Origin of the sequence: Mycobacterium sp. UM_Kg27 (genome assembly GCF_000972905.1) — a bacterium.
Lineage (GTDB): Bacteria > Actinomycetota > Actinomycetes > Mycobacteriales > Mycobacteriaceae > Mycobacterium.
In genome coordinates this window covers 17,203-38,973 of record NZ_JRMM01000021.1, presented here as the reverse complement: position 1 = coordinate 38,973, position 21,771 = coordinate 17,203, and the positions used below count along the sequence as shown (strand labels likewise).

The window sequence follows — 21,771 nt, the reverse complement described above, 5'->3', positions numbered from 1 at the left end:
ATGTGTATAAGAGACAGGTAGTCGTCCGCGTCGTCTGACTCGACTTCGACGTCGCGCGGCACCGCGCGCTCGAAGGCGACCGGCTGCGGCGCCACGAACAACGGCATGTAGTCAGCCCGCACAGCGGCCGGCTCCGGTGCCGTTTCCAGCAGCAACCGGGACTCCGGCTCGTCGGGGACCTCGCCCGTCGCGTCGGCCTCCCCGGCCTCCTGAAACAGTCCGGTGACAGCGGGCGCGGCTGCCGAGTCCAGCAGGTCGCGGACCCGCACCGCCTCGACCCGATCCACGCTGGAGTGGGCGCTGCGCGCCCGCCCGTCCAACTCGGTCAGCGCCTCCAGGACCCGCCGGCTGGTGGTGCCCAGAACCCGCGCCAGCGAGTGCACCCGAAGTCGATCGGGCAGCTCCTCATGCTCGCTCGGTGCTGCTGATACCTCTGAATCAGGACCATTAAAAAAAGAGGGGTCTGCCACGTACGTCTCCTCAAGCCCCCGGGCGCGTCGTTGCGACGCGGCCACGCGAGGACTTCTCGTTATGGGCCCGGCTCACTTCCCCGGGCTTGTGGTGGTCTCGCTCCGAGGGGCTCGGGTTGAACCGACTCGGTGCCTGGCTGAATGAAAACCGGCGATCGGCGCCGCATCACATATCGCGACCGTCGCACTCGCCGAAGTCTTCATTCGGGTGTCGGAAACCGGTCCGGTGACGTTCACCCGTTAGTCAGTATCCCACACAATCCACAGGAGCCGAACGAAAGGCACTAACTCCGCGGTCAGGCCAGGGTCATCGGATCCGTCGACACCGACGGCTTCAGGTCGGGGAACCACAGCGCGATCTCACGCTCGGCCGACTCCGGCGAGTCCGAGCCATGCACCAGGTTGAACTGGGTCTCCAGACCGAAATCACCGCGGATGGTGCCCGGGGTGGCCTTGGCCACCGGGTCGGTACCACCGGCGAGCTGCCGGAACGCCTCGATGGCGCGCGGTCCCTCCACCACAGCGGCGACCACGGGACCCGAGGTGATGAAGTCCAGCAACGAAGCGAAGAACGCCTTGCCGTCGTGCTCGGCGTAGTGCTGCCGGGCCACGGCCTGCTGTACCGGCCGCAGTTCCAGGGCCGCCAACGTCAGGCCCTTCTTCTCAATCCGGTTGATGATCTCGCCCACCAGCCGCCGGTTCACGCCGTCCGGCTTGATCAGCACCAAAGTCCGCTCAGTCATGCAGCGCCGCTCCTCATCCATTGCTCCGCCCTGCGTCGTCGCCAGCGGCACGGCGACAGCGTACCGGCCCCGGTCACCGGTTCCGTCACGAGCGTCGCAAGACCACCGCACGGAAATAGGCGATCAGCCCCCACACCACCGTGAACACCAGGCCCATGATGCCCACACCGGGATAGATCACGAAGCCGGCCACCAGTACCGGTTGCAGCGCCAGATTGGCCCAAATGGCCCAGCTGCGGCCCTGGATGCCGGCGAACAAGAGCAGCACCAGCGCCAAGCCGAGCAGGTACGCCAACGAGAACGGTGTCAGACCGCCCCCGACGACGCCGACCACCGGCAGAGCCAGCAGCACCGTGATGGCTTCAAGTATCAGCGTCGCGGCCATCACGCCGCGAAAACCCCGCCAGGGGTCAGGAACGTCGGTCGGTTGGGTCATGCCGGGTCCTTCCCGAACAGCGAGCGGGCCGCACCGGCGGTGACCACCGATCCGGTGATCACGATGCCGGCTCCCGAAGCTTGGCCTTCGGAATCGAATTCGTCGACCAGCGCTGTGGCGGTGTCGATCGCATCTTCAAGCGTCTCGGTGGTGACCACCCGGTCGTCACCGAACCACCGCGCTGCCGCAACGGTAAGCGTCTCGACGTCCAGCGCACGCGGTGAACCGTTATGGGTCACCACGATTCGATCAAACGCGGGCTCTAGCGCCGCCAAGATTCCGTCGACGTCCTTGTCAGCGAGCACGCTGAGGACACCGACCAGATACCGGAAGTCGAAATCTTCGGCCAAGGCCTGGGCCAGCACGGCGGCGCCGGCCGGGTTGTGCGCGGCGTCGATGAACACGGTGGGCGAACTGCGCATCCGCTCCAGCCGGCCGGGGCTGCGCACCGCGGCGAAACCCGCCCGGACGGTCTCGACATCAAGCTGCCGATCGGCGCCGGCCCCGAAGAACGCCTCCACCGCCGCCAGCGCCAGCACCGCGTTGTGGGCCTGATGCTCACCGTGCAACGGCAGAAAGATCTCGGAGTACACCCCGCCCAAGCCCTGCAGTTCCAGCACCTGTCCGCCGACCGCGAGTTGACGGCTGCGCACCGCGAACTCGGAGTTCTCCCGTGCCACCGCGGCATCCGCGCGCACCGATTCGGCGAGCAGCACCTCCATCGCCTCGGGCGCCTGACGGGCGATGACCGCCACGGTGTCGGTCAGTTCGTCCGGCGAGCGGTGAATGATGCCGGCCTTCTCCGCGGCGATACCGGCGATGTCGTCGCCGAGGTAGTCGACGTGGTCGATGCCGATCGGGGTGATGACGGCGACCGGAGCGTCCACGACGTTGGTGGCGTCCCAGCGGCCGCCCATGCCGACTTCCACAATGGCGACGTCGACGGGAGCGTCGGCGAAGGCTGCGAACGCCATCCCGGTGAGCACCTCGAACTTGCTCATGGCCGGTCCCCCGTCTGCCTGCGAGGACGCATCGACCATCTGCACGAAGGGCTCGATCTCGGCGTAGGTCTCCACATAGCGCGCCGGGCTGATCGGCTGGCCGTCGATCGCGATGCGCTCGACCGCCGACTGCAGATGCGGGCTGGTGGTGCGCCCGGTCCGGCGGCTGAATGCCGTCAGCAGCGCGTCGATCATCCGCACCACCGAGGTCTTGCCGTTGGTGCCCGCGACGTGGATGGCCGGGTAACCTCGCTGCGGCGATCCGAGCAGTTCCAGCAGGGCGTTGATGCGCGTCAGGCTCGGTTCGATCTTGGTCTCGCCCCACCGCTGATCGAGCAGGTGCTCGACCTGCAGCAGCGCCGCGACCTCGTCCGGGGTGGGCTCAGTGGTGCCGACCGGTTGATCGGTCACGCCAGGCCTGCCAGACGCACGGTGATCCGTTCCACCTCGTCGCGGGCCAGCTGTTGGCGGGCCCGGATCTTCTCGACCACAGCCTCGGGCGCCTTGCCCAGGAATTCGTCGTTGCCCAGCTTTGCCGAGGTGGCATCGAGGTCCTTGCGCGCGGTGGCCAAGTCCTTTTCCAAGCGGCGGCGTTCCGCGACGACGTCGACGGTGCCCGAGGTGTCCAGTTCGACGACGACGGTGCTCGTCTTGGCACCGGCGCCGAGCCTTACCTCGACGGTGGCCGAGGGCGCGAAGTCCTGTCCCGGCTCGGTCAGCCAGGCCTGGGACGCCACCGCGGCCACCTGGGTGGCCAGGTCGGCATCCTCGATGCCGGTCAGCCGGGCCGGGACCTTCTGCCGGTCACGCAGACCCTGGTCGCTGCGGAACCGGCGCACCTCGGTCACCAGCTTCTGCATGTCGGTGATCCGTTGCGCGGCCACCTGGTCCAAGGCGATGCCCGACGGGGCCGGCCAATCCGCGATCACCAGCGACTCTGCACCGGTGAGCTCCTGCCACAGAGTTTCGGTGACGAAGGGGATCACCGGGTGCAACAGCCGCAACAGGGTGTCGAGCACCGCCGCGAGCACGGCCGTGGTGTGGGTCAGCCCCTGCCCCAGCTGAGTCTTGGCCAATTCGACGTACCAGTCGCAGAACTCGTCCCAGGCGAAGTGATACAGCGCCTCGCACGCCCGTCCGAACTCGTAGCCCTCGAACGCCGAATCTACTTCGGCACGAACCTCTTCCAGGCGCCCCAGGATCCAGCGGTCGGCGTCGGTCAGTTCCTCCACCGGTGGCAGCGGCGCCGGCGAGGCGCCGTTCATCAGGGCGAACCGTGTCGCGTTGAACAGCTTGGTGACGAAGTTCCGCGACGCGCGGGCATGGTCCTCACCGATCGACAGGTCACTGCCGGGGCTCGCCCCGCGGGCCAGGGTGAACCGCAGGGCGTCGGCGCCGAACATCTCCACCCAGTCCAGCGGGTCGATCCCGTTACCGCGGGACTTGCTCATCTTGCGACCGTGCTCGTCACGGATCAGGCCGTGCAGGAACACATTGCGGAACGGAACCTTGCCCTCGGGCAACGCGGCGTCGCCGCCGACAAAGGTGCCGAACATCATCATCCGGGCGACCCAGAAGAACAGGATGTCGTAGCCGGTCACCAAAACGCTTGTCGGATAGAACTTCTCCAGCTCAGGCGTGGCGTCCGGCCAGCCCATCGTGGAGAACGGCCACAACGCCGAGGAGAACCAGGTGTCCAGCACGTCGGGGTCCTGCTCCCAGCCCTCCGGTGGGGTCTCATCCGGTCCGACGCAGACCTTCTCGCCGTTGGGCCCGTGCCAGATCGGGATGCGGTGCCCCCACCACAGCTGCCGGGAAATGCACCAGTCGTGCATGTCGTCAACCCAGCCGAACCAGCGCGGCTCCAGGCTCTTGGGATGGATGACCGTGTCTCCGTTGCGGACCGCGTCACCGGCGGCCTTGGCCAGCGAGGAGACGTCGACCCACCACTGCATGGACAGCCGCGGTTCGATGACCTCGCCGCTGCGCTCGGAATGCCCGACGCTGTGCACGTAGGGACGCTTCTCGGCGACGATGCGGCCTTGCGCGGCCAGCGCTTCACGCACCGCGACCCGGGCCTCGAACCGATCCATGTTGTCGAACTGTGTTCCGGTGCCGGTGATCCGGGCGCGTTCGTCGAGGATCGTCGGCATCTCCAGCTGGTGACGCAGGCCGATCTCGAAGTCGTTGGGATCGTGGGCGGGGGTGACTTTGACCGCGCCGGTACCGAATTCGGGGTCGACGTGCGCATCGGCGACCACAGCGATCTGTCGTTCCAGGAACGGGTGCGGCAGGAAGCTGCCCACCAGTTCGCGGTACCGGTCGTCGTCGGGATGCACCGCGATCGCGGTGTCACCGAGCATGGTCTCCAGCCGGGTGGTGGCCACCACGATATGGGGCTCGGCGTCATCGAGTGAGCCGTAGCGGAACGACACCAGCTCGCCCTCGATGTCTTCGTATTTGACCTCGAGATCGCTGATCGCGGTCTGAAGCACGGGCGACCAGTTGACCAGTCGCTCGGCCTGATAGATCAGCCCGGCGTCGTAGAGCCGCTTGAAGATGGTGCGGACCGCCCGCGACAAGCCGTCGTCCATGGTGAAGCGTTCACGGCTCCAGTCCACACCGTCGCCGAGCCGGCGCATCTGGCCGCCGATGGTGCCACCGGACTCCCGCTTCCAGTCCCACACCTTCTCGATGAACAGTTCGCGGCCGAAGTCTTGCTTGCTCTTGCCATCGGCGGCGAGCTGGCGTTCCACCACGCTCTGGGTGGCGATGCCGGCGTGGTCCATGCCCGGCAGCCACAACACCTCGTAGCCCTGCATCCGCTTACGACGGGTCAGCACGTCCATCAGGGTGTGGTCGAGCGCATGCCCCATGTGCAGGCTGCCGGTGACGTTCGGCGGGGGCAGCACGATCGAATAGCCGGGCTTATCGCTGGTCGGATTCGCGGTGAAGTAGCCGGCATCCACCCAACGCTGGTAGATCGCGTCCTCTACCGCACCCGGCTCCCATGACTTGGGCAGGTGATCGGTGTCGGCGGTGTTGGGAGTGTCAGTCACCGGTCAATTCTAGGAATGCCTGCCGAGCAGTCGCGAAAGCCCCCGAATCCGGCTCGATTCGGGGGCTTTCACGACTGCTCACGCAGGTGGGGCTACTTCTTGCCGCCGAGCAGACCCCCGAGGATGTCGCCGATGGCGCCGCCGGTCTTGCCGCCGATCATGTTGCCCAGGATGCTGCCCATCGACTGGTTCTTGGCGGCACCGCCACCGGCCATACCGCCCAGGATGCTGCCCAGGACGTCACCGAGGCCGCCACCGGAGGCTTGCTCCTGGGCCGGCTCGGCCTTCTGGCCGCTGAGCTGCTTGCCGATGTAGGCGAGCACGATCGGCGCGATGATCGGCAGCAGCTTCTGCAGTAGGTCGTTGTTCCCCGCGCCGGCACCCGAGAGCGCCGACGCGACCTGGCTGGTGTCGTTGCCGCCGAAGATGGTGGAGATCACCTGCTGGCCTTCGGACTGACTGGCGCCCAGCGCGTTGTCCAGCAGTCCCTGCGCCGCGAAGGTCGAGGCGGTGTTGACGATGCTGTTGGCCTGACCCGGGTCTTGGGCGTTCTGACTCAGCCCGCCGACCAGCACCGGCACCAGGGTTCGGATGGTGCTGTCCACTTCACCCGCGTCAGCGCCGAGCTGGTTGGCGATGTCTTGGATGGGGATCTGAGCGAAAAGATCGTCGAGACCGGCCATGAGATTCCACCTTCGTTGCTGGGTGCCGCTAGGGCAGCGGTCGAAAATGACATTAGCGGAAAGATCGGTGGCCGGCACCGAACAATTGAGCGCCGATCAACGCAGCCGGGCGACCTCTAGGGTCACTCCCGCCGCAGGCAGTCTGGCCAGCAGCACATCGCCCATCGCAGCCGCCGGGGTGAGCACACCGTAGTGGTCCGACAGGGCGTCACGGTCCAGCGCCAGCGCCAGCGCGCTCTCGCCCAGCAGCACCGACGTGGCCTGGTAGCCGGGGTCGCCCTGCTGCGCCATATCCGCGCGGTAGCGGGCTCCGCTGCTGGTGGTCGTATACGTCTCGATGCGGTAGTAACCGTTCTCGCGGCGGCTGCGGCTGGGGCCGGTGCCCGGCTTGGGCAACACCCGCTCCAGCAGTCCGGCCGGAACGAGCCCCAAGAGCTGGCCGCCGGCCCCGAAGGTCACCTTGCCCATCCCGGTCGCCAACCCAGACAGCACCGGTGCCGCGGCCGACGACCCAGCGCTCATGTGCTCGGCGTAGCGGAACCGGCGCCCGTAGGCCCAGTCGAGCAGTCCGTTGCTGCGTCGCACGATCCGGGTGTTGACGGGCGCCATGGCGAAGCCGGCGGTCCAGATTCCGTCCAGTTCCGGTGCGATGTCGCGACCCCGCCGCCACGTCAGGTCTGGCTCGGGGCCCAGTCGGGGTTCGGCGGACCGATCGGAGCTGAGCGTGTGGGGATCGTTGAGCAGCCGTCGGGCTTCCGGGTCCTTGGCGACAGCGCTCAGGACCTCGACCATCGAGGCCAGCGTGCCGCCGGACACCCCGGCGGAGAAACCTCGCACCACGTAGTCGGTGTCGAGCAGGTCGCCCGTGCCGTCGTCGCGGGCGGCCCGATACAGGGCATACACGCTCATGTCCGACGGAAGGGAGTCGAAGCCGCAGGCGTGCACGATACGGGCGCCGTTATCGGCGGCCTGCTGGTGGTGCCGATCGATGCTCTCCCGCACGAACAGCGCCTCGCCGGTGAGGTCCACGTAGTCGGTGCCCGCCGCGGCGCAGGCCGCGACCAGGGGCATGCCGTACCGGGTGTAGGGGCCGACGGTGGTGATCACCACCCGGGTGCGGGCCGCCATCGCCTCCAGGGTTGCCGGTTTGCCGGCGTCGGCCACCACGATCGGCCAGTCTTGGGCCGGCGATCCGAGGCCGTCGCGGACTTCACGCAGCCGTTCCGCGGAGCGGCCGGCCAGCCCGATCCGGGCGGCGCCGCCGGCGCGGGCCAGGTATTGGGCGGTCAGCTTCCCTGCGAAACCGGTGGCTCCATAGAGGATGATGTCGAGCTCACGAGGCGTTTCAGGCACGCCACCGACGCTACTCGGTCAGGAATGCGGTCCGACGGCCACGGCGCCGGGCTGCTCGCCCGGCGCCGTCGTCGATCGCGCGACAGGGATGGTCAGCCGCGACGGCCGCACACCGGCCAGGCACCGATGCCCTGGCTGCGCAGCACGTTCTCGGCAACCCGGATCTGCTCGGCACGGCTGGCGTTGTGCGGCATGCCGCTGCCACCGTTGGCACGCCAGGTGCCGGCATTGAACTGCAGCCCGCCGTAATAACCGTTGCCGGTGTTGATCGACCAGTTGCCGCCCGACTCGCAGGCCGCGATGGCGTCCCAGTTGACGCTGTCCGCCTTAGCGGTGGCGTCGGACAGAGCGACCGCGCCGGTGATCAGGGCGCCGGCGATCGCGGCCAGCGTGAGGGGCTTGCGGACGTTCTTCACATGGTTCCTTTCGCAACGCGCGCACCGATGTGCGCCCACTGGGTGGGTTGGCACGCCTGGGTTCCAGGCCGGAGTGGTCTTCGGGACGTGCCGTCTAGGTCAGGCACGACAGCGGGGGCAGTGCGCCCGCCGGGATGACACCCGGCACCGCGGGGGCGTTCGAGGGGCCGCCCGCGGCCCCGCTCACACGCGGTTCCGTCGATTGAATTTGTTTGCCTTGCATTAGGCGAGAGGAAACTTACGAAACGTTCATGCGACAAGTCCAACCGCATCCCGCGCATATTTCGGACAGATAACGAAACCATCACACTGTGATCGGGAATGGTTATAGCAGGTCAGCGCCGCCCTGAGCGGTTCCGCCGATGCGGCGGCACGCATCCGCGAGCGTGAGTCAGATCACGAGGTTTTTGTGGGCTGGACCACTGGAAATGAGGAGGTTTGCGGTGTCCACATCGACCGCCGCAGGGAGGATCGAACGCTGCAGGAGCCTCAGCAACACCAGCTGCCCCACTTGTCGCAGGTCAGCTGACCGGAGCCGGCCGACGCACCCCGAGCAGGCGAAAGGTTCCCGAATACCGCGCTGACATGCGATTGACCAGGCGGCATTCACGCTGCAACTCAGCCCGGCCCGGCATTACTCACCCGCCGAGGCGCCAAGCCAATTGCCTTGCGCTACAAGCGGTTCCGGACCACCAGAACAGAGCGGTCACCTTTCAATGCCGCACTGTGCCAATAATTTTTCCATCTCAATACAGATAATATGACGGCTTATTTCGCTATCCGTCAGTATTGAATCGTGCCGTATTTATGGTTCGAAATCATATTTGCTGATGCGCGACTCAGTGCAGCCCGCTGAGGTCGTCCGGAGAGTTGAGATTGGCCAGCGGAGACGCGTCGGACACGATGATCCGCCGGACCTCGACCACCTCGATCAACGCGCCCACTCGGCGTTCTCCGGCAGCCACCAAGTCGGCGACTGTGTCGGCCAGGGCGGTGCGATACACCGCGGCCAGATAGTGGTCTCGCTCAGCGTGCGGCAATACGACGTCGGCCGCGGAAGAAGTCAGTGCGTCGATCAAATCTGTTGTCAGAAAAGGCATGTCGACCGCGCAGACGAAGGCGCGCTGGGCGCCGGCGCGTGCCGCGGCCCGCAACCCCAGCCCGATTGCGGGCAACGGACCCAGCCCTGGCACTTCGTCGCGCAGTACCTGCGCAGCAAGCTCGGGCAGCAGCTGGCCCTCCGCGGCCACCACGAAGACGGGATCGCAACGCTGCGCCAGCACCGAGACCTGGTGTTGCACCAATGTCAGACCGACGAACCTGCCCGGCACAGTTAGCGTGGCCTTATCGCGGCCCATCCGGCGCGATGCCCCGCCGGCCAGCACGACACCGGCCAACCGACCGGCATTCATGGCGTCAGTCGACAGTCCAGGTGTCGCGACCACGCAGCAACGCCTGGAGTGCGGCGGTGTCGTGAGCGGTCGACTGCCGGGCCTCGGCGACCTGCGCGCGAGCCAGGTCGTCGTAGGTGGGCTTGCTGACCTTGCGGAAAATGCCCATCGGGAAGTGCGACAGGTCCTGCTCCGAGAGCCGCGACAGCGCGAAGGCGTACGAGGAGTCGGCCTGCGTGGCGTCGTGCACCACGATCTGCTCGGCCGAGACATCGGCGGTCTTGGCGACCTCCAGCCCGAAACCGGACTTGATGACGCAGTACTCCCCCTCGGCGCCGAACACGATGCGCTCGCCGTGCCGGACATTGATGATGCGGCTGTCCGCACCTTCCTTGCGCAGCAGGTCGAAGGAGCCGTCGTTGAACACCGGGCAGTCCTGCAGGATCTCCACCAGCGCCGAGCCGCGGTGCTCCATCGCACCTTGCAGGACCTCGGTGAGGCCCTTGCGGTCGGAGTCCAGGGCACGCCCGACGAAGGTCGCCTCGGCGCCGATGGCCAGCGAGATGGGGTTGAACGGGTTGTCCAGCGACCCGTACGGCGTCGACTTGGTGACCTTGCCGGTCTCCGAGGTCGGCGAGTACTGGCCTTTGGTCAGGCCGTAGATCCGGTTGTTGAACAGCAGGATGGTGATGTTGACGTTGCGTCGCAGCGTGTGGATCAGGTGGTTGCCGCCGATCGACAGCGCGTCACCGTCACCGGTGATCAGGAACACCTTCAGGTCTTCGCGGGCGGTCGCCAGCCCGGTGGCGAACGTCGGGCCACGGCCGTGGATCGAGTGCACGCCGTAGGTGTTCATGTAGTACGGGAAGCGGCTCGAGCAGCCGATCCCGCTGACGAACACCACGTTCTCCCGCCGCACCCCCAGTTCAGGCAGGAAGTTGCGGACGGAGTTGAGGATGGCGTAGTCGCCACAGCCCGGGCACCAGCGCACCTCCTGGTCGGAGGTGAAGTCCTTGGACTTCTGCGGCTCGTCGGTGGTGGGGACCCCGCTCAGCGCGGTCAGTCCCAGATCGGTTCCGACAAGCGAGCCGACAGCTTCGGTGGTGGTCATGAGTTCGCTCCTGCTGTACCCGCAATGGTGACCGCCGCGGCCCTGGCCAGCGACGCCTTCTCGTTCTCCCGGTCGGCCAGCGTGCCGGCCAGCGCGTCGTCGATGATCCCCTCGACCTCATCGGCCAGGAATGCCTGGCCGGTCACCTTGGTCACCGACTGGATATCGACCAGGTAGCGGCCGCGCAGCAGCAGCGCCAACTGGCCCAGGTTCATCTCCGGCAGCACCACCTTGGGGTAGCGCCGCAGCACCTCACCCAGGTTGGCCGGCAGCGGGTTGAGGTTGCGCAGGTGCGCCTGCGCAACCTTGACGCCGCCCCGCCGGACCCGCCGGCAGGCCTCGGCGATCGGGCCGTAGGAACTGCCCCAGCCCAGCATCAGCAGCTCGGCGTCCCCGGACGGGTCGTCGACGACCAGGTCGGGAACCTTGATGCCGTCGATCTTGGCCTGACGCAGCCGAACCATCAGATCGTGGTTGGCCGGCTCGTAGGAGATCGCCCCGGAGCCGTTGGCCTTTTCCAGGCCACCGATCCGGTGCTCCAGGCCCGGGGTGCCGGGGATGGCGAACTGCCGGGCCAGGGTCTCCGGGTCGCGCGCGTACGGCGCGAAGTCCTCGCCGGCCTTGGCCAGCTTCTGGTCGATGGGCTCCATCGCGGCAACGTCCGGGATACGCCACGGCTCGGAACCGTTGGCGATCGCGCCGTCGGACAGCAGCACCACCGGGGTGCGGTAGGTCACCGCGATCCGGACCGCCTCGATGGCCGCGTCGAAGCAGTCCGACGGCGTGCACGGCGCCACAACCGCCACCGGCGACTCACCGTTGCGTCCGTAGAGCGCCTGCATCAGGTCGGCCTGCTCGGTCTTGGTGGGCAGGCCGGTGGACGGGCCGCCGCGCTGGACGTTGATCAGCAGCAGCGGCAGCTCGGTCATCACCGCCAGGCCCAGCGCCTCGGCCTTGAGCGCCAAGCCGGGACCGGACGTGCTGGTGACGCCCAGTGCGCCGCCGTACGAGGCGCCGATCGCCGCACCGATGCCGGCGATCTCGTCCTCGGCCTGGAAGGTCAGCACGTTGAAGTTCTTGTACTTCGACAGCTCGTGCAGGATGTCCGAGGCCGGGGTGATCGGGTAGGTCCCCAGCACCACCTGGGTGTCGGCCAGCTGACCGGCGACGATCACGCCGTAGGCCATCGCGGTGTTGCCCGAGATCTGGCGGTACTCGCCTGCCGGCAGCTTGGCCGGGGCGATTTCGTAGGTGGTGCCGAACGCCTCGGTGGTCTCGCCGTAGTTCCAGCCCGCCTTCAGCGCCAGGACGTTGGCGTCGGCCACGTCGGGCTTCTTGGCGAACTTCTCGCGGATGAAGCGCTCGCTGCTCTCCAGCTCCCGGCCGTACATCCAGGACAGCAGGCCCAGGGCGAACATGTTCTTGGCCCGGGCGCCGTCTTTCTTGGTCGCGCCGATGGCCTCGACCGCGCCGAGCGTCAGGGAGGTCATCGCGACCGGGACCACGACGTAGTCGGAGAGTTCTTCGGTCTCCAGCGGGTTGGTCTCGTAGCCGATCTTGGCCAGGTTGCGCTTGGTGAACTCGTCGGAGTTGACGATCACCATGCCGCCGCGCGGCAGGTCCCCGATGTTGGCTTTCAGCGCCGCCGGGTTCATCGCCACCAAGACGTCGGGGCGGTCACCGGCGGTGAGGATGTCGAAGTCGGCAATCTGAATCTGAAACGACGACACACCCGGCAGGGTGCCCTGAGGTGCGCGGATCTCGGCCGGGTAGTTCGGCTGGGTGGCCAGGTCGTTTCCGAACAGAGCCGCCTCAGAGGTGAAGCGATCGCCGGTGAGCTGCATACCGTCGCCGGAGTCACCGGCGAAACGGATGACGACCTTTTCGAGTTTTTGGCGACCGGGTGCCGACCCGACTCCATTACCACTCGGCCCCACGGCCCCGCCTTCCATCACTGTCCACCCGGGCCGTCCAGCACGGCTGGCGCACCCACAAGTTTTTCTGTCACTGGCAGTACCGATTATTGCACCGCTCTTATAGACCATACGACGCCACACCGTGTCGAAATTCGGGTTACTCAGTGTTAAATGTCGATGTCACACCACGGTTCGCGGTCAACTTGAGCCAGAAATGTGGTTTTCATCACGTTCACTCGCACGCCAACTCTAAGAGAAGTCGGGTACTGGCGAGTAACTTTGTGCGGCGACGAGCGCCGCCCCCGGATCAGGCGGTCTTGTCGCGACGCTCGCCGCGGGATGCCTTACGCGGCACGATGGTCGGCAACACGTTGTCCTGCACCGTTTCCTTGGTCACGACGACCTTGGCGACGTCGTTGCGGCTCGGGATGTCGTACATCACCGGTAGCAAGACTTCTTCCATGATCGCCCGCAGTCCGCGCGCGCCGGTGCCGCGGTGAATGGCCTGGTCCGCGATGGCCTCCAGCGCGTCCTGGCTGAACTCCAACTCCACCCCGTCCATCTCGAACAGTCGGGTGTACTGCTTGACGAGCGCGTTCTTGGGCTCGGACAGGATCTTGACCAGCGACTCCATGTCGAGGTTGGTCACCGAGGCCACCACCGGCAACCGGCCGATGAACTCGGGGATCAGACCGAACTTGATCAGGTCCTCGGGCATGACCTCGGCGAAGTGGTCGGTGGTGTCGATCTCGGCTTTGGACCGAACCTCCGCACCAAAGCCCAAGCCTCGCTTACCAACCCGGTCCGAGACGATCTTCTCCAAACCGGCGAACGCACCGGCGACGATGAACAGCACGTTGGTGGTGTCGATCTGGATGAATTCCTGGTGCGGGTGCTTGCGACCGCCCTGCGGCGGAACCGAGGCCTGCGTGCCCTCCAGGATCTTCAGCAGCGCCTGCTGCACGCCCTCGCCGGAGACGTCGCGGGTGATCGACGGGTTTTCGCTCTTGCGGGCGATCTTGTCGACCTCGTCGATGTAGACGATGCCGGTCTCGGCGCGCTTGACGTCATAGTCGGCCGCTTGAATCAGCTTGAGCAGAATGTTCTCGACGTCCTCACCCACGTAACCCGCTTCGGTCAGCGCGGTGGCGTCGGCGATCGCGAACGGCACGTTGAGCATCTTGGCCAAGGTCTGGGCCAGGTAGGTCTTGCCGCAGCCGGTGGGCCCGAGCATCAAGATGTTGGACTTGGTCAGCTCAACCGGCTCACCGGAGCGCGAGTCGCGGCTCTTCTCGCCGGCCTGGATGCGCTTGTAGTGGTTGTAGACGGCCACCGCCAGCGTCCGCTTAGCCGTGTCCTGGCCGATGACGTAGCCCTCCAGGAACTCCCGGATCTCAGCAGGCTTGGGCAGTTCATCGAGCTTCACGTCGTCGGCGTCGGCCAACTCCTCTTCGATGATCTCGTTGCACAGGTCGATGCACTCATCGCAGATGTATACGCCTGGACCTGCGATGAGCTTCTTGACCTGCTTCTGGCTCTTGCCGCAGAACGAACACTTCAGCAGGTCCCCGCCGTCTCCGATGCGCGCCATAGTGCGTTAGGACCTACTTCCTGTTCGCCGTCTGTCGTCGGGGTGCCGGTGTCTGCTCCGACGCTACCCGTTCATTCCGGTGCGAGGCGACCGATAAGGCCGAATCGCGTCGTTGGTATTCATCACGGGCTCCGTCTGCCTGCCCCACGAAGATATAGCCCGAGCGCCAGAGCCGGCGTGTGACGCGCTGGCGTGGCGTGAGCGTTTCGGGGGCGTTACCCGGCTGTGAGACGGGCGGAGCCTTTCCAGCTCTAGAGTGGCAAACGTGGGGTTCGCCGTGCCCGACGATACCGTGCTGGTCGCCGATGGGGGGCTGGCGACGGAACTGGAAGCCCGCGGGGCCGACCTGTCCGACCCGCTGTGGTCTGCCCGGTTGCTCGTTGAGGCACCCCGCGACATCGCGTCCGTGCATGCGGCCTTCCTGACCGCCGGCGCACAGATCGCGACCACCGCCAGCTACCAGGCAAGCTTCGAGGGGTTTGCCGCCCGCGGGATCGATCGCCGGGCAGCCGCTGGGCTGTTGCGCCGCAGCGTGGACCTGGCCCGCCAGGCCGGCGGCGAGCGTGCGCACTGGGTTGCGGCGTCGGTCGGCCCGTACGGCGCCGCTCGCGCCGACGGCTCGGAATACCGCGGCCGGTACGGACTTTCGGTCGGCCAACTGTCTGTGTGGCACCGGCCCCGGTTCGAGATCCTGGCCGACGCCGGCGCCGATCTGCTCGCGCTGGAGACCGTGCCGGACCTCGATGAGGCAGCGGCACTGGTGGGTCTGGTCCGGGAGACGGATGTGCCGGCCTGGCTCAGTTACACGATCGATGGCGCGCAAACCCGTGCCGGACAGCCCCTTGCCGAGGCCTTCGCGGTGGCCGCCGGTGTGCCGCAGATCGTCGCCGTCGGAGTGAACTGCTGCGCCCCCGAAGACGTCCTGCCGGCGATCGATATCGCCCACCAGGTCACCGGCAAGCCGGTGATCGTGTACCCCAACAGCGGTGAGCGCTGGGACTCCGGGGAGTGGGTCGGACCGAAGCGGCTCTCGCCGGCGCTGGTGCCGCAATGGGTAGCCGCCGGAGCACGCATCGTGGGCGGTTGCTGCCGGGTCAGTCCGGCCGATATCACCGCGCTGGCGGCCGAAATACGCCGACCGGCCGTATTACGCCGAACGTGCACTCAGCGCGAAAATCCCAACGGAAATTCGCGCTGAATGCACGCTCGGTGTTGCAGAAATAGCTAGGCGGTCTGCGCCGACAGCTTCCGGTACTCCAGCACGGTGTCGATGATCCCGTACTCCTTGGCCTCGACCGCGGTGAGGATCTTGTCGCGGTCGGTGTCCTTTCGGACCTGCTCGGCGTCCTTGCCGGTGTGGCGGGCCAGGGTGGACTCCATCAGGGTCCGCATCCGCTCGATCTCGGCGGCCTGGATCTCCAGATCCGAGAACTGGCCCTGGATCACTCCGGACAGCGACGGCTGGTGGATCAGCACCCGGGCGTTGGGCAGCGCCATCCGCTTGCCGGGTGTGCCCGCCGCCAGCAGCACCGCCGCAGCCGACGCGGCCTGACCCAGGCACACGGTCTGGATGTCGGCCCGCACGTACTGCATGGTGTCGTAGATCGCCATCAGCGAGGTGAAGGAACCACCCGGGGAGTTGATGTACATGGTGATGTCGCGGTCGGGGTCCAGCGACTCGAGGACCAGCAACTGGGCCATGATGTCGTTGGCCGAGGCGTCGTCGACCTGGACACCCAGGAAGATGATCCGCTCCTCGAACAACTTGTTGTACGGGTTCGACTCCTTGACACCCCAGCTGGAGTGCTCCACGAACGACGGCAGGATGTAGCGCGCCTGCGGTGCGATGGCTCGCAAGGTTTCGGGGTTCATGATGCGGCTCCGTTGACGTGGGCGCTGGTGATGATGTGATCGACGAAGCCGTATTCCAGGGCTTCCTGGGCGGTGAACCAGCGGTCGCGGTCGGAGTCGGCCTCGATGCGCTCGATGGACTGCCCGGTGAACTCGGCGTTGAGCCGGAACATCTCCTTCTTGATGACCGCGAACTGCTCGGCCTGGATGGCGATGTCGGCGGCGCTGCCGGTCACCCCGCCCAACGGCTGGTGCATCAGGATCCGGGCGTGCGGCAGGGCGTAACGCTTGCCCTTGGTGCCCGCCGCGAGCAGGAACTCGCCCATTGAGGCGGCCATGCCCATGGCGTAGGTGGCGACGTCACAGGGCGCCAGGACCATGGTGTCGTAGATCGCCATGCCCGCGCTGATCGAACCGCCCGGCGAGTTGATGTAGAGCGAGATGTCCTTGGTCGGATCCTCGGCGGCCAACAGCAGGATCTGGGCGCACAGCCGGTTGGCGATGTCGTCGTCCACCTGCGACCCCAGGAAGATGATGCGTTCTCGCAGTAGCCGCTCGTATACCGAGTCGACGAGATTCAGTCCGGGCTGGCTCACAGTGGGATACCTGCTTTCTCGAGATTCATATGCACCGACCCTAACCAACCGGGACGGCTCAGGGCGGTCCGAACCGGCTTAGTTCGCTTACAGCGTCACTCGTCGGATGCTGCCTCGGCCGCAACGGCCTCAACCGCGTCGTCGCCTTCCTCGGCTTCCTCGGCGGCGGCCAACGCTTCGGCGGCCGCGTCGGCGGCTTCGCCGCCCTCATCCGAGTCGGTTCCGAAGAACTCGGCGGTGTCGATCGCGTTGCCCGCGGTGTCGCTGACCTCAGCCGCACGCACCGCCGCGGCCAGCGCCATGCCGCGGCGCACGTCGGCGAAGACCGCCGGCAGCTGGTTGTTCTGCTGCAGGAACTGCACCAGCTGCTGCGGCGGGATGCCGTACTGACGTGCCATCAGCACCAGGTGCTGGGTGAGGTCGTTCTGGCCTACCTGGATCTCGAGCTTGTCGCCGAGCGCGTCGAGCAGCAGCTGAGTCTTCACCGACTTCTCGGCCTCGCTGCGGGTCTCGGCGTCGAACTCGGCGCGCGAGGAGCCCTTCTCGGCCAGCGACTCGGCGAACTTGTTCTCGTCGTGGTCAAGACCATGCAGGGCGTTGTGCAGGGCGTTGTCAATGTGCGCCTGCACCACAGCCTCGGGCAGCGGCATCTCTACCTGCTCGACCAGAGTCTCCAGCGTCACCTCGCGGACCTTCTCGGCCTGCTGGATGCGCTTGGTCCGGCTCACCTGCTCGATGAGGTTCTCGCGGAGTTCGCCGATGGTGTCGTATTCGCTGGCCAGCTGCGCGAATTCGTCGTCGGCCTCCGGCAGCTCACGCTCCTTGACCGACTGAACCGTGACGGTGACCTCAGCGTCTTTACCGGCCTGCGGGCCGGCCGCGAGCTTGGTGGTGAAGGACTTGCTCTCACCGGCCGACAGCCCCACGATGGCGTCGTCGAGGCCCTCGATGAGCTGGCCCGATCCGACCTCGTGCGACAGCCCCTCGGTGGCAGCGCCTTCAACCGTCTCGCCGTCGACGGTGGCGTCCAGGTCGATCGAGACGAAGTCGCCCTTGGCGGCCGGGCGATCGACACCGGTCAGGGTGCCGAACCGGGCGCGCAGCGAGTCGAGCTCGGCGTCGACCTCGTCATCGTTGACCTCGATGGGGTCCACGGTGATCTTGAGCTGCTCCAGGTCAGGCAGCGTGATCTCCGGACGCACGTCGACCTCGGCGGTGAAGGTGATGTTCTCACCGTCGTCGAGCTTGGTGACCTCGATGTCGGGCTGACCCAGCGGCTTGAGGTCCGAGCTCGTGACCGCCTCGGTGTAGCGACTCGGCAACGCCTCGTTGACCACCTGCTGCAACACGGCGGCACGACCGAAGCGGGCCTCGATGAGCTTGGCCGGAGCCTTGCCCGGCCGGAAGCCCGGCACCCGCACCTGCTGCGCCAACTGCTTGTAGGTCCGCTCGAAGTCCGGCTTAAGCTCGGTGAACGGCACCTCAACGTTGATGCGAACCCGGGTCGGGGTCAGCTGCTCGACGGTGCTCTTCACGGGTGTACTCCTCGATATCGTTGACATGGTCGGTCGTGCCGGTGCGGCGCGCGCTGCTGGTCGGGGTGACAGGATTTGAACCTGCGGCCTTCCGCTCCCAAAGCGGATGCGCTACCAAGCTGCGCTACACCCCGCACTGACCAGGCGATCCTACGGCCCGGCATAACGGTAATCACAATGACCTGCTGCCAACGCCCCACGAAGCCACCGCGACGGGGCAATTGGATTTCGGGTCCGCCACGCCGGTACAGTCTCGCTCTAGCTGTTCATGCGGGCGTAGCTCAATGGTAGAGCCCTAGTCTTCCAAACTAGCTACGCGGGTTCGATTCCCGTCGCCCGCTCCACAAGGACCGACCTGGGATCCGCCGACCTGCGGTTCGGCGGCCTCCGGCGTGGCCCTCCCCCAGCCCCGGGGGCTTGCTGTACTCGCGCGCCGCCGCGGACTTATCCTTCCAAGCAAGCTACGCGGGTCCGATCGCCCCGTCGCCCCCGCGGCAGGGGATTCTCCCTAGCAGGAAGGCACGCCATGGGCGGCACACGGCACGTCCAAATCCATGGGACGTGCTCCCCGCGCTTTGCGAAGGTGCGGTACGAATTCGAGCGCAACTTCACCGAGCGCGACGAACTCGGCGCGGCCGTCGCCGCCTATGTCGACGGCGAGCTCGTCGTCAATCTGTGGGCCGGCTCCGCCGACGTCGAGGGCCAGCGGCCCTGGCAGGAAGACACCCTGAGCACCGTGCTGTCCGGCAGCAAGGGCCTGACCAGCACCTGCGTGCACCGGCTCGCCGATGCCGGGGAACTGGACCTGCGGGTGCCGGTGGCCCACTACTGGCCGGCGTTCGGCCAGGCCGGCAAGGGCGAGATCTCACTGGCGATGGTGCTGGCGCACCGTTCCGGGGCGATCGGACCGCGTGAACCCATGCACTGGCGCGACGTCACCGACTGGGATCTGGTCTGCGAGCGGTTGGCCGCCGCCGAACCCTGGTGGCGTCCCGGCACCGCGCAGGGCTACCACATGACCACTTACGGCTTCATCATCGGCGAGGTGGTGCGGCGGGTGACCGGATTGACGGTGAGCCAGTACCTGCGCACCGAGGTCGCCGGACCGCTGGGCGCCGAGGTGCACATCGGGGTGCCGGCCGAGCAGCAGCCCTACCGCTGTGCCGACCCGGTGGGCAAGCCGACGATCCGGGAGATGCTGTCCTCGGCCGGCGCACCGAAGCGCCCGACCTCGTTGGACGACCACCCCAAGGCGGGACTGGCGGTGGCGATGGGATTCGCTCCCGACGACGAGATCGCCACCAACGACCTGACGCTCTGGCGTCAGCTGGAGTTTCCCGGCACCAACGCCCAGGTCTCTGCCCTGGGCATGGCCACGTTCTACAACGCACTGGTGCAGGAGAAGCTGCTCAGCCGGCCCGCCATGGACCGTCTGCGGGTACTGCAGGGCGGCACCGAAACCGACCTGGTGCTCGGCCCCCGAGTCGCCGAGCACGGGTGGGGCATGGGCTACATGCTCAACGCCCAAGGCGTCAATGGACCCAATCGGCGGATCTTCGGTCACGGCGGCCTCGGCGGGTCGTTCGCGTTCGCCGATCTGGAGCACCGGATTGGCTACGGCTACGTGATGAACCGGTTCGACCACACCCAGGCCAATGCCGACCCGCGCAGCGTGGTGCTCTCCAACGAGATCTACCGGGCACTCGGGGTGCCGCTTCGGCCCCGACGCGAGGGGATCTACGACGACTAACGGAACATCCGTACCGTACGTCCGGGGACTTGACGACCGAAACCCACCACACCTGGCCCAACTACCCGCATGGTGCGCCAGGACCGCTGCACGGGCATATCACCCGTTCCCCATTCCTGCCAACACAGTTCGTTGGGTCGAATGCCGGTGCTGGTCGCGGTGTATCGGCCGGCGGAGGCGCGCTCGCCTTCTCTGCGCACATGAGATGTGCAATCAGACTGCGCGAGGATCTGGCCATACAGTCCTCATACGGCCCGGCCTGAGCCTGCGGCGCTAGTACGACGGTGAGCGCTGCCACTGCAGCCAAGCCCAAAGTGCCATAGATTTTTCGCATCCCTTAACGAGTCTCCTTTTGGCTGCCTAGCTGGTGCGCCCACCCACGGCTTGCGTCTCGTTCACACTACCCATTTACGTCGACCAATGTGCGATTTTATGCACTTTTAGTCGTTTTTGTCGCCTTCGGGCCCCGCAATCCCGGGTTCAAGTCCCGTCATCGGCTCCGCGTTCGTCCAGAGGCGCTAGCCCGATCAGCCAGGGCGGTGGTCCGCCTAGCCCGACTGACAGGACGGACACCAGAACACATTGCGGCCCTCAAGTTCAGCGGTCCGCACGGCAGTCCCGCACACCCGGCACGGGTCGCCGGCGCGGCGGTAGACGTAGGTGCGAGGCTTGCCGGCCGCGTACGCCGGTGCGCCGTGGTCATCCTCGGGCCGGACGACGACGATGCTGCCGCGACGCAGCCCGACCTTCATCAGCGCCACCAAGTCGGCCCAGATCTCGGCGAAGTCCGCTTCGCCGATCTGCACACCGGGCCGGTAGGGGTCGATCCGGTGCCGGAACAGCACCTCGCTGCGGTAGACGTTGCCGACCCCGGCCAGCACCGACTGGTCCATCAGCAACGCAGCAATAGTCTTGCGGGACTTGGCAATTCGCTTGAAAGCAAGCGACGGATCGGCGTCACCGCGCAGCGGGTCGGGTCCCAGCCGCGCGATCACGTCGGCGACTTGGGCCTCGTCGACCACCTCGCATGCGGCCGGACCACGCAGATCGGTGCCGTAATCGGCGCCCACCATCCGCATCCGCACCTGGCCGACCGGTTCGGGCAGGCCGCCTTCAGAAAGGTCGAACTCGGTGAAGTGGCCGTAGATCCCCAGGTGCACATGCACGATCGGCCCGCGCCCGTAGTGGTGGAACAGGTGCTTGCCCCACGCCTCGGCACGCAGCAGGGGCTGCCCGTCGACTACGGCGGCGCCGGATTCGAAGCGACCCTGCGGGCTGGACACCGCGACCGGCGCCCCGGCGAAGCGGCGCTGATGGAGCCGGGCCAGCCGGTGCAGGATGTGCCCCTCCGGCATGTCAGACCAGTCTGTGCCGACGTCAGGCGGGCGCGCCGGGCACCGGTGGTGCCTCGTGGGTGCGCTCGTAGGCAGCCAGGATGTCGATGCGCCGCTGGTGGCGTTCGGCCTCCGACCACGGGGTGCTCAAGAACGCGTCGACGATGGCGAGCGCTTCAGCGGTGGTGTGCATCCGGCCGCCGATGCCGATCAGCTGGGCGTTGTTGTGTTCCCGGGCCAGCTGCGCGGTTTCGGTGCTCCAGGCCAGGGCACACCGCGCCCCCGGCACCTTGTTGGCGGCGATCTGTTCGCCGTTGCCAGACCCGCCGATCACGATGCCGAGGCTCTCGGGGTCGGCCACCGTGCGGGCCGCCGCCGCGATGCAGAACGCTGGGTAGTCGTCCTCGGCGTCGTAGCTGAAGGCCCCGCAGTCGACCGGCTCATGACCGGCCTTCTTCAGGTGCTCGACGATCGTTTCTTTGAGTTCGTAGCCGGCGTGGTCGCAGCCGAGGTAGACGCGCATGGCGTCATTGTC

17 protein-coding genes, 2 tRNA genes and 2 pseudogenes are annotated in these 21,771 nt (G+C 66.9%); 3 read left to right on the top strand and 18 right to left on the bottom strand.

Annotated elements, in window-relative coordinates:
• From LI94_RS05820 to clpX, 12 genes and pseudogenes are all read right to left on the bottom strand, one after another.
• A pseudogene (locus tag LI94_RS05820) lies at positions 1 to 470 on the bottom strand (hypothetical protein); the annotation flags it as partial.
• A 296-nt stretch (positions 471 to 766) separates the two neighbouring features.
• Positions 767 to 1,213, bottom strand: a complete 447-nt coding sequence (gene ndk, locus LI94_RS05815) for a nucleoside-diphosphate kinase (RefSeq protein ID WP_024440775.1) — start codon at positions 1,211 to 1,213, stop codon at positions 767 to 769.
• 85 nt (positions 1,214 to 1,298) lie between these two features.
• Complete coding sequence (locus tag LI94_RS05810; protein WP_024440776.1) at positions 1,299 to 1,649, bottom strand: DUF4233 domain-containing protein; 351 nt, start codon at positions 1,647 to 1,649, stop codon at positions 1,299 to 1,301.
• Positions 1,646 to 3,061: a folylpolyglutamate synthase/dihydrofolate synthase family protein gene (locus tag LI94_RS05805; protein ID WP_024440777.1), complete on the bottom strand. Its 1,416-nt coding sequence runs from the start codon at positions 3,059 to 3,061 to the stop codon at positions 1,646 to 1,648. Before LI94_RS05805 ends, LI94_RS05810 begins: the two co-directional genes overlap by 4 nt.
• Positions 3,058 to 5,709 carry a valine--tRNA ligase gene (locus LI94_RS05800; RefSeq protein WP_046300586.1) on the bottom strand — a complete coding sequence of 884 codons (2,652 nt, stop codon included), beginning with the start codon at positions 5,707 to 5,709 and terminating at the stop codon, positions 3,058 to 3,060. Before LI94_RS05800 ends, LI94_RS05805 begins: the two co-directional genes overlap by 4 nt.
• Before the next feature lie 92 nt (positions 5,710 to 5,801).
• On the bottom strand, positions 5,802 to 6,392 hold the full coding sequence (locus tag LI94_RS05795) for a DUF937 domain-containing protein (RefSeq protein WP_024440779.1): 591 nt from the start codon (positions 6,390 to 6,392) through the stop codon (positions 5,802 to 5,804).
• Between the two features lie 96 nt (positions 6,393 to 6,488).
• On the bottom strand, positions 6,489 to 7,745 hold the full coding sequence (locus LI94_RS05790) for a saccharopine dehydrogenase NADP-binding domain-containing protein (protein WP_046300585.1): 1,257 nt from the start codon (positions 7,743 to 7,745) through the stop codon (positions 6,489 to 6,491).
• Between the two features lie 92 nt (positions 7,746 to 7,837).
• Positions 7,838 to 8,071, bottom strand: a pseudogene (locus tag LI94_RS05785) (transglycosylase family protein); the annotation flags it as partial.
• Between the two features lie 929 nt (positions 8,072 to 9,000).
• Positions 9,001 to 9,573, bottom strand: a complete 573-nt coding sequence (gene mobA, locus LI94_RS05780) for a molybdenum cofactor guanylyltransferase (RefSeq protein WP_081654439.1) — start codon at positions 9,571 to 9,573, stop codon at positions 9,001 to 9,003.
• 4 nt (positions 9,574 to 9,577) lie between these two features.
• Positions 9,578 to 10,663, bottom strand: a complete 1,086-nt coding sequence (locus LI94_RS05775; RefSeq protein WP_024440783.1) for a 2-oxoacid:ferredoxin oxidoreductase subunit beta — start codon at positions 10,661 to 10,663, stop codon at positions 9,578 to 9,580.
• Entirely contained in the window at positions 10,660 to 12,615 is a 1,956-nt protein-coding gene (locus LI94_RS05770; protein ID WP_192830914.1) for a 2-oxoacid:acceptor oxidoreductase subunit alpha, read from the bottom strand. The genes LI94_RS05775 and LI94_RS05770 overlap by 4 nt, the downstream gene beginning before the upstream one ends.
• Positions 12,616 to 12,886: 271 nt before the next feature.
• Complete coding sequence (gene clpX / locus LI94_RS05765) at positions 12,887 to 14,170, bottom strand: ATP-dependent Clp protease ATP-binding subunit ClpX (RefSeq protein ID WP_024440785.1); 1,284 nt, start codon at positions 14,168 to 14,170, stop codon at positions 12,887 to 12,889.
• Between the two features lie 265 nt (positions 14,171 to 14,435).
• On the opposite strand from clpX, the gene mmuM reads away from it, so the two are divergent.
• A complete protein-coding gene (mmuM, locus tag LI94_RS05760) occupies positions 14,436 to 15,368 on the top strand; it encodes a homocysteine S-methyltransferase (RefSeq protein ID WP_024440786.1) in 933 nt (310 codons plus the stop codon).
• A 26-nt stretch (positions 15,369 to 15,394) separates the two neighbouring features.
• Here mmuM and clpP2 read toward each other — a convergent pair whose 3' ends face one another.
• The 4 genes from clpP2 to LI94_RS05740 form a co-directional block, all read right to left on the bottom strand.
• Positions 15,395 to 16,042 carry an ATP-dependent CLP protease proteolytic subunit ClpP2 gene (gene clpP2, locus LI94_RS05755; RefSeq protein WP_024440787.1) on the bottom strand — a complete coding sequence of 216 codons (648 nt, stop codon included), beginning with the start codon at positions 16,040 to 16,042 and terminating at the stop codon, positions 15,395 to 15,397.
• The gene (locus LI94_RS05750) at positions 16,039 to 16,617 is read right to left on the bottom strand and encodes an ATP-dependent Clp protease proteolytic subunit (protein WP_024440788.1); all 579 of its coding nucleotides are present in this window, start codon (positions 16,615 to 16,617) and stop codon (positions 16,039 to 16,041) included. The genes clpP2 and LI94_RS05750 overlap by 4 nt, the downstream gene beginning before the upstream one ends.
• 95 nt (positions 16,618 to 16,712) lie before the next feature.
• On the bottom strand, positions 16,713 to 18,152 hold the full coding sequence (gene tig, locus LI94_RS05745) for a trigger factor (RefSeq protein WP_046300584.1): 1,440 nt from the start codon (positions 18,150 to 18,152) through the stop codon (positions 16,713 to 16,715).
• Positions 18,153 to 18,209: 57 nt separating this feature from the next.
• Positions 18,210 to 18,286: transfer RNA gene (locus tag LI94_RS05740), tRNA-Pro, on the bottom strand.
• Positions 18,287 to 18,422: 136 nt separating this feature from the next.
• Between LI94_RS05740 and LI94_RS05735 the strand changes: the two genes are divergently transcribed.
• Both LI94_RS05735 and LI94_RS05730 read left to right on the top strand, forming a co-directional pair.
• A tRNA-Gly gene (locus tag LI94_RS05735) sits at positions 18,423 to 18,496 on the top strand.
• A gap of 182 nt (positions 18,497 to 18,678) precedes the next feature.
• On the top strand, positions 18,679 to 19,902 hold the full coding sequence (locus LI94_RS05730; protein ID WP_046300583.1) for a serine hydrolase domain-containing protein: 1,224 nt from the start codon (positions 18,679 to 18,681) through the stop codon (positions 19,900 to 19,902).
• Between the two features lie 548 nt (positions 19,903 to 20,450).
• Here the strand turns inward: LI94_RS05730 and LI94_RS05725 are convergent.
• Positions 20,451 to 21,257, bottom strand: a complete 807-nt coding sequence (locus tag LI94_RS05725) for a zinc finger domain-containing protein (protein ID WP_046300582.1) — start codon at positions 21,255 to 21,257, stop codon at positions 20,451 to 20,453.
• A 22-nt stretch (positions 21,258 to 21,279) separates the two neighbouring features.
• A complete protein-coding gene (locus LI94_RS05720; RefSeq protein WP_024440792.1) occupies positions 21,280 to 21,759 on the bottom strand; it encodes a ribose-5-phosphate isomerase in 480 nt (159 codons plus the stop codon).
• Positions 21,760 to 21,771: the final 12 nt, after the last annotated feature.